This is a genomic window from Bifidobacterium sp. W8110 (genome assembly GCF_016101375.1).
GTDB lineage: Bacteria > Actinomycetota > Actinomycetes > Actinomycetales > Bifidobacteriaceae > Bombiscardovia > Bombiscardovia asteroides.
The window spans coordinates 323,120-335,766 of record NZ_JACFQO010000002.1 but is presented as its reverse complement, the minus strand read 5'-3'; the positions used below and the strand labels follow the sequence as shown (position 1 = coordinate 335,766).

Below are 12,647 nucleotides of genomic sequence, written 5' to 3'. Positions count from 1 at the left end.
GGCAGTCCCAGGAGGTGATGTCCCTTGCAGCAGAATGGTCCCCAGGCCCAGCGCCCGGGTACGGTTCCAACCATGGACCAGGCTCCGGCGCTGCCCGGGCTGCGGCTCATGCGCCCCCTGGATCTTGGAGGCACAGCCGCCGTCTACCTGTATGAACAGGAGGGGCTCAACCGACCTGTGGCAGTCAAGGTGGCCCTCCAAGGCAACATGGACCGACAGACCCATCAGCTCTTTCTGCGGGAGGCCAAGAACCTGGCCAGGCTTTCCACCCACCCCTGCATCCTGAGCATCCACCAGGCCCTGGTCAGCGATGACGGACGGGATTGCCTGGTACTCGAATACGCCCCGGGCGGCAGCTGCAAGACCATCATGCTCAAGGGCGGCATGGACCAGGAAAGCGTGCTGGACCTGGGAGTGCGCATGGCCTCGGCCCTCTGCTGCGCCCATGAACGCGGAATCCTGCACCGGGACGTCAAACCCAGCAACTTTCTCATCACGGACCAGGGCCTGCCCGTCCTGGCCGACTTCGGCATCTCCTCGGGCATCTATGGAAGCGAACGGGCCGGCGGACTTTCCATACCCTGGGCGGCCCCAGAGGTCCTGGCAAACCGCTCGGGAGGATCCGAGGCCAGCGACATCTACTCCCTGGGTGCCTCGCTCTTCGGCATGCTGGCCGGCCGCTCCCCCTACGAGTACACCTATCAGGCCCGGAATGAGGATCACCTGGTCCAGCTGATTCTGACAGCGGAAACCCCGGTTCTGCACATGGGCGAAGCTTCTCCTATGCTGTCCGCCGCCCTGGGGAAAGCCATGGCCCATGACCGGGATGATCGCTACTACTCGGCGCTGGAGTTCGGTCGCGCACTTCAGGAGGTCCAGCAGGAGCTCTACGGCCATGCAACGCCCTTCATCGGCGAGGGAATCGACCCCTATCCGAAGGCATATGCGGGCCCACATGCCCGTATCGCAGTCATCGCAGGCCGGGAAGAATGCAAGGAGTCCGGCCGCCCCTGGACCGGGGCACGGGCCAGCTCCCAACCGCGTCTGCGCCCAGACAGTGAGGCGGTCACTGACCATGAAGGCAGCCAGGCCAGGCATTTCCCCGGCGGCAGCCGCCGTTTGATTTTTTTAGGACTGATCCTCGCCATCGTCCTGGTCCTGGCCCTGGCCTGGGCCCTGGTTGTCGGCCTGCCGAACGGTTCCGAACGAGGCTCACGGCCGACCACGGGTTCCTCCCAGGTCCAATCCCAACAGGTGCAGTCCCCGGACCCGACGGATTCGAGCGACCCCCAGGCTTTGCAGGAGGGTCCGGTTCCCTCGCCCACCCAGGGCCAAGGCCACTACCAGGGCACCGCGGCCGTATTCACCTGGGTCAATCCCGATCCCAAACCGGCAGACAGCTACGTTTGGCATCCCCTGGACCAGGGCGGCACCGGAGATCGTGGCCGCAGCGTGCAGACCCGACAGCCGACCGCCCGCATCGACAGTCCGCAGGGGGGCCAGACCTGCATCAGCGTCACCCTGGTGCGGGCCGACCGGAGCATGTCCCAGGAGCCCACCATTATCTGCGCTGTTCAGTGAACCCTCGGTGGAGGCATTTTCACATTCGACCACCCCGACTTTCACAGACCGCCAAGACCTGGCAAACCAGCTAAAATCGGTCGTCAGAGAGAGCATCGACGGCGGTCCGGACTCATTAAGAGACAAAGGCATAGGTCAGGCATCATGGCCTGTGCTGCAGGACAGGAAAGGAACCCAGGGGATTATGGACTTGCAGGGACTGTTCCTGCGGATGCGCCAGGCCGGGCCGCGTCTCCGGCATACTCTGGCCGTCCGCACCAAGAGCCCTGCCGCCATCCTGGCCGTCACGCTGACGGCGCTGGTCCTGCTCATCCTGGGCGCCCTGTTCATGCATGGGGTGGACCGCCGTGCTGTTCAGGTGGACGACGGCAGCATCTGGATCAGCTCTCAGAACGAGCGCAAGGTGGCCCGGTTCAAGCCCGACATCGGCGAGGCTGACGTGGCCCTGTCGACGGGCACCGACCGCTTCGACCTGGCTCAGAGTGGATACGCGGTCATCCTGGGCCGTGAGGGAGGCATGGCGCCCATAGTGGCATCCACCGCCACCCTGGGGGACACCACCCGGTCGGATGCCAGTATCCAGCGAATGGTCAACGGACCCACCCTGGTCCTCTTCCAGGCACGGACCGGCAAGATCTGGGTCGGTCAGGCGACTTCTCCGGCAGATATGGACCCGCAACGCCGAGACCCTGTACTGGCCCTGGGCTCCGGGGCCGCGGTCGCTGTGGACGCATCCGGAGCTGTTTACGCCTACCGGCCCTCGGACGGGGTCGTGCTGAGGATCGACGGACCGGACTCCCGGGCCCACCGTGAACTGGACTCCCTGACGGGCCACGCTCCCGTCCGAGCCACAGCATTCAGCGTCATTGGCGGAAGACCCGTCCTCCTGGCGGGCGATCGGCTTTACTGGCCCCAAGGATCCACCCGGATACCGCACCGGGGAGACCTGCAGCTCCAGTCCACTCCAGTGGATATGGACCGCCAGGGACCCTGGGTGGGCCTGACCGATCAGGAAAGCGTCCACATTGTCAATCTGGATCATCCATGGAATCAGGTTGAGAACGTACACACCGGCGGCAGCGGCCAACCCGCCCAGCCGGTCTCCTCGGGCGGGTGCCTTTGGACGGCCTGGGCCTCCTCGGGACGGAATTTTCTGCGGCTGTGCGCGACGGGGACGGCCGTGCCCCAGGTCCGGTCACCCCGGCCGCGTCCCACCACTCTGGAGACCATCAGCCCCACCTCGAACCTGGTCTTCCGGGCCAACCACAGGAGGGTAATCCTCAACGACGTGCTGACTGGCGACGTTTGGAACCCCCAATCCTCCACCAAGGTGATCCGGCCGCAGTGGCGGACCATGGAGGTCAAACACACAGATAAAGCCAATCAACGCCAGGACTCGGCCGACAATCGCCAGCGGTTCACGGCCACATGTCGATCAGGATCCCAGCCCATCCAGGCCGAGGACGACAGTCTGGGCATTCGGGCCGGTTCCAGGGCCCTACTGGACCCTCTGCGCAACGATCGCCAGACCGACTGCTCGGTTCTGCGAATCGAGGATGCGCGCAGCTCACAGGGGAATCTGCGCCTGACTCCGGTCATGAACGGCCGCTACCTGCAGGTGGATGCCAGCGACGCACCTGCCGGCCGGGCCCGAATCAACTACTCCATCACCGATGGACGGGGACAGGTCTCCTCGGCTGGCATCGACCTCAACATCGCCCCGGCCAAGATGGACCGAGGCGACCAGGCACCGGTCCAGAGCGATACGCCTCCCGAATATGAGGTGGAGCAGGGCGCTACGACCACCGTCAACGCCTTGGCCGGCTTCGAAGATCCCGACGGGGACCCGCTGACCCTGGTCGGCGCCGAACCGGTCAACTCCAATCGGATATCCTTGTCCACCAGGGCTGACGGGCAGCTGACCATGAGCGCTGGGTCGGCCACCTCCGGTCGGCTGGCTGTCAAAGTCACCGTTTCGGACGGAGTCATGAGCGGTCAGGGACTCACATACTTCACCGTCAGACCCGTCAACACCCTGGCCCCCCTGGTCGATCCGGTCATTCGCCAGGCCACCCCCGGCCGAGAGGTCAGCGTGGACCTGAGCAGGAGTGTACACGCCAATGCCGCTCAACCCCTTCGCCTGGTCCGGGTCGACAAGACTGACGGAATCCAGGTGGAGGTCGACTCCGAGAGTCTTTCCTTCACCGCCACCGCCGCCAACCCGGGCACCTATTATGTGCCCTACCGGGTGGCCCAGGGGGACCAGGAGACCCAGGGGCTGGTCAGACTGGATGCAGAACGCGATCAGGGTGGATCCGCGCCGCCGGTTCCCGTCAACGACGTGGCCCTGCTGGGGGCCGACCAGACCGCCATCGTCGATCCGCTCGGCAACGACCTGGATCCCATGGGCGGAGTGCTGGCCCTGACCGATGTACACGTGAATCCTGAATCAGGCATCAAGGTCGGCATCGTGGACCACCGCAGGGTCTACCTGTCAGCCAGAAAAATCCCCACACGCCCGCTGAGCATTGCCTACACGGTCACCAACGCCGAGGGCAGCGCTCAGGGGACCATCGTCCTGCAGCCCCCCTCCTTGAGCAGGGCAGTCTCGGCGCCCAAGGCCCCGAATCTGACCGTGGGGGTCCGCTCATCGGGCCTGGTCACGGTTTCGGTCATGGACAAGGTCACCCACGCTGACGGAACCAGCGTCACCTTGGACCAGCAGCTGGCTACGGATCAACGGACTTTTGCGGGCCTGGCCTTCGTATCCGGGGACACAGTCAGGTATCAGGCCAGCGAGCGCACCGGGGACTTCCCGGCCACCTATACGGTCAGGGACGATCTGGGCAACGCAGCCTCAGGCACGATCACCTTCCGGGTGCATGTCTCCGACCCCGCGAGCAAACCAGCACCCACCCCCAAGGACCTGCGGGCCCAGGTGGCTGCCGGGACCAAGGTGCGCATCCCTGTCCCGCTGACCAGCATCGACCCGGACGGAGACTGCGACACCCTGTCCGGCTTGGGCAACCAGGCGCCCAGACTGGGCAGGATTGTCAAAGCCGGGGCCGACTACCTGATCTATGAGGCCTATCCCGACTCGCACGGCACCGACGAGTTCACCTACGCCGTGGAGGACTGGGTGGGGCAGCGTGCCCAGGCGCGCGTCCGCATCGGTGTCTTTCCCGACTCGTCGGTGACCGGGGTCTTCGCCAGGGACGACAAGGTCAGGCTGCGCCCTGGGACCGTGGCCGATGTGCCGGTTTTGCTCAACGACATCGCTGGGGATGACGACCCCCTGAGTCTGGACCCCCACCTGGAGCGCCAGGGCCTGGACCAGGCCAGCGTGGAGGACGGCATGATCCGGCTGACTGCCCCCTCACAGCCAGGAACCTCCTATCTGGTCTATCAGGCGCGCAACCGGGCAGGTCTGAGTGACCAGGCCACCCTGACCGTGGTTTCTGACCCCCAGGCCCCCATCCAGCCACCCATAGCCCAGGATTACCAGGTGGCTCCCGAGGACACGGTGGACAAGCGCAGCGTGGAAGTCAATCTGGCCGACTCCATCAACAATCCATCCGGCACCCTCGATGACCTGCGCCTTGGGATTCACCCCGGGGCAAGGGCCCACGCCAGGACCGTAGGCGAGGCCGGCTCCACCAAGCTGGTCATCGACCTGACCGACCAGGCCAGAGCCGTACCCTACACCGTCACCAACACCCGGTTCAAGATCACTTCAATGGCCTTTGTGAAGGTCCCTGCCTATGGGGTATTTCCCCCTGTCCTGAGACCTCGGGCTCCGGCCCTTAAAGTGCGGGCTGGGCAGAGCATCACCATCGACATCGCCGATCAGGTCAGGGTGGGTGCGGGCAAGACCGCACGGATCGCCTCGCGCCAGTCCGTCTCGGCCACCAAGTCCGACGGATCCGACCCCTATGTGGACGAGCACACCCTGAAGTTCACCGCCGCCAAGGACTATGCTGGGCCAGCCTCACTGACCTTTGCCGTCCGTGACGGGGATCCAGGCGGCCAGGCCATCGTCAACGAGTCTGTGCTGACCTTGCCCATCACCGTGGTAGGCGGCAGAGCATCCCCGCCGGTCCTTTCGGCACCGGTCATCGATTTGGTGGCCGGAGAGCCGGCACAGACCATCTCCCTATCCGCTATGACCCGTTGGCCCCAGGGAAGCGACCCGGCCGACAGCACCTTCTCCTCCGGGAACCCTGAAGGGCCAATCCATGCCAAACTGAGTCCTCAGGGCCAGCTGAACGTGGCCGCCGACAAGACCGCGATACCCGGCACCAAGGCCACCCTACCGGTCAACATCACCAGTCCATCCGGCGATGTGCATACGGTCCTGGCCTTCCGCATAGTCGCCACCACCCGACCGCTGGCTTCGGTCCCCTCACGTCAGGTGGGGCTCAAGGCAGGACAGAGTCTGGAGCTGGATCTGTTCGACGGTGCCCTCAACCCCTTCCCCGACACCCCGCTGCGTCTGGTCGGCCTGGTCAGCGACGACACCTCACGACTGACAGCCACCAACCTGGGCGACGGAAAAATCGCCATCAGGGCCGATCGCGACATCGGCGCCTCCACCAACACCATTCTGGCCACGGTCGAAGATGGCAGCCGTGATCCGGGACGCCGGGTCAGCGCCACCATCACCGTGGGCATCATCGACCGCCCACAGGCCCCCAGAATGCTGGCGGGTGCCGCCCAGGCAGGCGACGGAACGGTTCTCCTGGCCTGGGAGCCGGGTGCAGTCAACGGCAGTCCGGTGGACGAGTACCGGGTCTCCTACACATCGTCGGCGGGCTCGGGACAACGCTCCTGCGGCAATGCCGTCACCTGCCGGATCGACGGGCTGGCCAACGGCCATGACTACTCCTTCACCGTCCAAGCCCACAACCAAGTCGGCTGGTCCCCCGCATCCTCGCCGGCGGCAGCCAGACCGGACGTACTCCCCGGAGGCGTGCAGGCTCTGACCGTGGACGGCGGCACCAAGGAAACCCTGACCGTCACCTGGCGCCCACCAGAGAATCATGGCTCACCCATCCAGAGCTATACGGTCCACGGCGAGGGTTCCGGATGCGGTTCGCCACGATGGCGGTCGGCCACCGCCACCAAGGCGGTCTTCGATGTGGGCCATGACGAAGCAGGAGGCGCCTGCACAGTGAGCGTGACCCCAGCCAATATGGCCGGATCAGGACCTGTGGCCTCAGCCTCTGGATCTACCTGGTCGCATCCGGATCCGCCTGTATTCCAGACTCTGGAGTACCTGGGCAAGGACCAGGTCAAGCTGGTTTTGAACCCCGGATCCGAACATGGCCGGCCCTGCGCAGACATCCGGGTGAGCATCTATGGCCTCGACCCCGACGAGGCCTCCTGGACCCTGGCCTGCAACCAGCCGGAATTGAGTCAGATCATCACCCTGCCCGCCGGATCAGCCAAGCCGGGCGCCACGCTGAACTTCCGGGCCGTCGCCCGCATCCGTGGCGTGGGTTCCGAAGGCGATTCGCCCGCCGCCGCCAAGGAGCTGACCCTGCCCAAGAAGGACGACAAGCCAAGCGACAAGAACCCGTCTGGGGATCCCTCAGCAGACAAGGATGAATGACCATGGATGAACGAAACGCACAGGAGCCCATCCAGCAGGACGGCACCATCCCGAATGACGCGACCAGGAGGGGTACCCCCAAGGCCGCACGCGAGGCGAGCGGCGAAAGCCGACGAATCCCTGCCGACCGATTGGACGTACTGAAGCGACAGCGCCAGGCCCTCATGGCAGGTTTGGGCCAGCAGGAATCCACTCCGGCAGTGAACGACGACCGGACCCGGCCCGGTCGTATCCCCGCGGCTGCCGAACAAGGAAGAACTCAGGAATCGGGGACGGAATCCCTCCCATCGGACCGCACCATGGAGGAAGACGGGACCATCCCCGTCCGCCAACCGGTCCATGACCTGTTCCCACAATCCTCTTCATCTTCTGCCAGACCTGACCTCGTCGATGTCACCGATCAGTCCCGTCACCCCCAGCTGGGACGAACCTCGGCCCCCAGATACGAAGTCCGGACCGGAGAACCTGCAGATGCGAAAAAAACCAGACGGAACCGGCGGTCTTCCACCGAAGCAGAAGAACAGGCAGCAGGGGCCAGGCAGCAGAGACGATCGAGCCAGACCACAGGCAGCAGCCAGGCCGCCATGGATGTGTCGACCTTCGCCAACCTCTTCCGCTCCATCGTCGACAATGTCGGCCAGGCAGTGCTGGGCAAGGAGGAAACCATTGCCCTCTGCGTCACCGCCCTGATTGCAGGGGGCCATGTGCTCCTGGAGGACAATCCGGGCACCGGCAAGACCCAGCTGTCGCGGGCACTGGCAGCCTCCATTGCCGTGGACTGCAAGCGAATCCAGTTCACCCCCGACCTGCTGCCCTCCGATCTGCTGGGCGTGACCTTCTACGACCAGTCTCAAGGACGATTCTCCTTCCGACCCGGCCCGGTCTTCGCCTCCCTGGTTCTGGCTGACGAGATCAACAGGGCCTCCCCCAAGACCCAGTCAGCCCTCTTGGAGGTCATGGAGGAGGGCCGGATAACCGTGGATGGCCGCACCTACCGCCTTCCCCGGCCATTCATGGTCATGGCCACCCAGAATCCCATCGAGCAGCTGGGCACCTATGCCCTGCCCGAGGCTCAGATGGACCGCTTTCTGATCCGCACCTCACTTGGGGCACCGGGACACGATGCCAGCATGCGCATCCTTCGAGAGGCTAATATCCGTGACAGGGCTGGCCTGGTCGACCCGGTGGTCGACGCCACCCAGGTGGAGGCCATGGCCACCTGCGCATCCAAAGTCTTCTGCGATTCCTCCATCATGGAATATGTCATCCACATCATCGAAGCCACACGGCACAGCCCTGCCATCCGGGTCGGCTCCTCCATCAGAGGCGGACTGGCTCTAGTGCGCTGCTCCAGGATTCGGGCCTGCGCCAAAGGCCGCGACTACGTGATTCCCGACGATATCAAGGACCTGGTCGACCCCATCCTGGCCCACCGGCTGATTCTGACCGCTCAGAGCAGGCTGGCGGACATGGATGAACACCAGGCGCTGGCCGAAGCACTGGCCAAGGTCCCCGTCCCCACAGGGGAGCAGTGAGCCATGACCGCCTTCGCCAGACGACCTGCACAGGAAGCAAGACCGGCCTCTTCGACAGGAGCCAGACAGGACCTTCGAGCCCAGGCCGCTGACCTTTGGCAGTCGATCACTGCCCTGGGCCGGGCTATGGCCTTGGCGGCGCTCATTTGTGCACTGGCCTTCGTCCCGACTGGATGGCGTGAACTGCTTGCGGGCGTTCTACTGGGCGCAGGCCTGCTGCTGGGGCTCCTGATGAGCCTGGGCAACCTGTCCTGTAGCGCTGAAACTCGTCTGGACCAGGGACATCTGGAGGTAGGCGGTCAGGCTGAACTGGTCCTGGTTCTGACCAATCCGGGCAGCCACCCCACCCGTCACGGCCGAATCGGCCTGGCTCTATGCCAAGGAACCGTCATGGCGCCATTGCCGGCCCTGGCTCCCGGCCAGAGTCACCAGATCCGTTTGAAACTGGAAGCCCGGTCTCGTGGCGTGATTGACCTGGGCCCGGTGACCATGGAGGCCGGGGATCCGCTGGGACTCGTCCGCCGTCGCCGGATTCTGGCTGATGCCCGAAAACTCTATATCCATCCCCGCACGGTGTCCCTGCCGCACCTTGAAGCCGGACTTGAACGCGACCTGGAGGGGGATCCTGGTCCCGGCATTGTAGACGACGACCTGGAATTCCATGCCCTTCGCCCCTATGCTCCGGGCGATGATATGAAGCGGGTCCACTGGTTGTCCACTGCCCGGGCCGGTACCCTGATGGTCCGCCAGTATGAGCCCACCCTGCACACCAGGACTGAACTGATCCTGGACGGCCAGGCCGCCTCCTACCGGAACGCAGATGAGTTCGAGCTGGCAGTTGAAATCTATGCCTCCTTGGGCTGCCGATGCCTGCTTGATGGCCGTCGGCTGCGAGCGCTGGCCCCGGAACCCGACAATTCCGGTGCCCATGGAACCACCCTGCCCACGGAGGATCCGCGTAGCTTTCTGGACGCCTGCAGTGCCATCCACCCACGCCAAGACGGCTACGATTTACTTGACCGGACTGATACTTGCGAACAGATCAGTCTGACCATTCTGGTAACCGGTTCGCTGGGCGACCGCCAACCCTCAGCGCTGATGGGCGAATCGGCTCAGAGCGCCTCCCCGGTCATGCTGCTGGCTGCCGACCTGGATGCTCATCCAAGCCTGCAGACCCAGCCAGGCCTGGTCAACGCCGTTTTGGGTAGTATTCGGGACCTCCCCTTCCTCTTGGAGAACCAGCCATGAGCACATCATCCGCATCATGGATGGAGCAGGTCCAGAGGGAGCCGATTCGTCTGATCGGCAGGGCAGGCCTGCAATCCACTGTCGGCCCGACAAGGCGTCGCTCCCCCGTCATTCTGGTCGCCGAACTGGCCGCACTCAATCTGCTGGCCGGACTGCAGCTGTTGCCGGTCTACGGCAGTCTGCCCTTCTGGCTGACAGTGGGAGCCGCAGCCTGCCTGGCCGGACTGCTAATCGCCATGCTCCCCCACCGTGGTATTGCCACAGCTTTCCTGCAGCCTCTGCTGCTGATTGCGGCCCAATTCCTGCTGGGTCCCATCTTTGCTCTGAACGGGACCACCCTGGCACACCTCCTGCCCACCTGGGCAACCCTGACACAAGGGTGGTCCGCTACCTTCGGCGCTTTCAAGACCCTGGCAGCCATCGACCCGCCCCTTGGCCAGGAAGCCGGCGGACTGATGGCCCTGTGGACGCTGATGCTCTGGACCTGCTATCTGGCGGTGCTGCTGGCCCGCCATGGCCTGGGCCGCAATCCGGGACGGCCGGCACACCCAGTGGCCGTCCTGGCAGCCACCCTGCCCATCCTGGCCACCATGGCTGTGTCAGCAGCCCTAGGGACCAGCAGAGGCCTCTATCCGGCATTGACGGGCGGCATCCTCTGGCTGCTCCTGCTGATTTGGAGCGCAAGTGGACTGGGGTTGCTGCGTCTGCAAGGACTCGCATCCACTCTTCTGACCCTGGTCCTGGCGGCCGGAATGATTTTCTCCGCTGTCATCCTGCCCGCCCCGACCCGGCTGGTCATCCGCGACCATTATCAGCCCCCAATGGACCCCTACCAGTTCACCAGCCCCTTGAGTGATTACCGTGCCTATATCAAACGACACCGCGACGATACCCTGGTCACGGTACGCAACCTGCCCGCCGGCACGCCGGTCCGGATGGCAGTCATGGACCGCTATGACGGCAAGGTCTGGAATCTGTCCGACTCCTCAGGCGCCGGAGCCGCCGACTATCGGCGCATCGGCGCCCAGATCCGCACAGAAAGGCAGCAGGAGAAGACCAAAGACGGCAAACAAACCGGACAGCCTTTTACCGCAACCTTTCTGATTCGGGAGGGATTCGACCACGCCTGGCTACCCTCCGCTGGACAGGTCGATGGCATCGATACGAATCTGGGTCTGCAACGGAATGACCTCTACTTCAACAAGGCTACGGACACTGCTCTGACCGATCAGGCCCTACAGGCAGGAGCCAGCTATACGGTGCACGGCGTGGCCGAAGACCGACCCCCAACCCGTCGCATCGCGGACAGCGATCCGGGAGATGCGCAGGTGCCTCCCCTGTCGGATGCCCCTGAGAGCCTGCCCAAGGCGGCTGCCTCCATGACCTCCATGCAGGCGCGCGGCGGCACCAGAGCGCTGGCCATCGAGGAACGGCTGCACAAGGAGGGATGGTTCTCCCATGGTCTGGCCGGCGACTATCCCTCGCCCTCCGGCCATGGCGACTATCGAATCAATCAGCTCCTGCAGGGCCAGGCCATGGTGGGCGACAGCGAGCAATACGCCTCGGCCATGGCCCTCCTGGCCAGGCAGATGGGTCTGCCATCCCGGGTGGTCCTGGGATTCCTGCCCAAGAACCATGACGGTTCCATCAGTCGGTCACGAACCAGGACCGAGTCGGATGGGAGTACCCGAATCGACTTCACGGGACGTGATGCCCAGGCCTGGGTGGAGGTCAATCTGAAGGGACTCGGATGGATCCCCTTCTACCCCACACCACCGGAGACCAGGACCCCGGACAGGTCCCTTGACTCCACGCCGCCCGATCCACGCACTCTCGTCCGCCAGCCACCGCCTCCGCTGGTCGATCCTCCCCGCGACGACCGGATCACCCAGGGTCGAACCACAGTCGGCGGGCAGAAAGCATCCCGGCGGTCTTCACCCTCATTCTGGAAACAGCACGGACCCCTGATAGCCAAAACAGCACTCTGGACCATGCCGATCTGGCTGCCGGCTCTCCTGATTCTGCTCCTGCTAGCCGTCAAAGCCTGGCTGCGCAGACGGGCACGGTCGACAGGTGACCCGAAGACACGCATCCGCGCCGGCTGGCGACAGATCGGTGACCTGAGCAGGCAGACTGGCCTGTCCCTGGACGGCACCCGTAGCGAACAGGCGAATCTGATCGCCCGGACCCTGCTGACCGACCCTCCAGGGTCCCCGTCGGCCGGACTGCGCGGGGATCTGGAACGACTGCGCAGTATGGCCGATCAGGCCTCTTTCGACCGGCGCCCCTCCGATGAGCAGGAAGCCGAAGACTGCTGGCTGTTGGTGGACAAGCTTCAATCCGCCATCCTGGCATCCCTGCCACGAACCCGCCGCTGGCGCACCCTGCTTTCCCCCAGGCACCTGCACTGACCCGCCCATCACCACGGGATCCGCCATGACGCCTCTTTCCTGCCCAGACAGTGGCATTGCAGCGAAGAGAGCATGTTCTGCAATCGAGCTTCAAGAATCAGGACCCCACCAACCCACTGATCCAGGGTTCACACACAAAATTATGGACAACTTGCTGCGCCCATGGACCACGGGCGTGGACACGGTCGGCAGACAGTCGTTGTCTACCGCTGTCTGCCGGTAACCTGAACCGCAGGAAAAACAAGATGAGGGCCAGGGCGA

General features: G+C 64.6%; 5 protein-coding genes. All 5 read left to right on the top strand.

Going from position 1 to position 12,647, the window contains the following annotated elements; translation table 11 throughout:
* The first annotated feature begins 24 nt into the window (after positions 1-24).
* Positions 25-1,581 carry a serine/threonine protein kinase gene (locus H3T88_RS04520; protein WP_198203701.1) on the top strand — a complete coding sequence of 519 codons (1,557 nt, stop codon included), beginning with the start codon at positions 25-27 and terminating at the stop codon, positions 1,579-1,581.
* Between the two features lie 184 nt (positions 1,582-1,765).
* Positions 1,766-7,192 carry an Ig-like domain-containing protein gene (locus tag H3T88_RS04515; RefSeq protein ID WP_198203700.1) on the top strand — a complete coding sequence of 1,809 codons (5,427 nt, stop codon included), beginning with the start codon at positions 1,766-1,768 and terminating at the stop codon, positions 7,190-7,192.
* A gap of 2 nt (positions 7,193-7,194) precedes the next feature.
* A complete protein-coding gene (locus H3T88_RS04510) occupies positions 7,195-8,727 on the top strand; it encodes an AAA family ATPase (protein ID WP_232347139.1) in 1,533 nt (510 codons plus the stop codon).
* Positions 8,728-8,730: 3 nt separating this feature from the next.
* Positions 8,731-9,975 carry a DUF58 domain-containing protein gene (locus H3T88_RS04505; protein WP_198203699.1) on the top strand — a complete coding sequence of 415 codons (1,245 nt, stop codon included), beginning with the start codon at positions 8,731-8,733 and terminating at the stop codon, positions 9,973-9,975.
* Positions 9,972-12,386 carry a DUF3488 and transglutaminase-like domain-containing protein gene (locus H3T88_RS04500; RefSeq protein ID WP_198203698.1) on the top strand — a complete coding sequence of 805 codons (2,415 nt, stop codon included), beginning with the start codon at positions 9,972-9,974 and terminating at the stop codon, positions 12,384-12,386. The genes H3T88_RS04505 and H3T88_RS04500 overlap by 4 nt, the downstream gene beginning before the upstream one ends.
* The last annotated feature ends 261 nt before the right edge of the window (positions 12,387-12,647 follow it).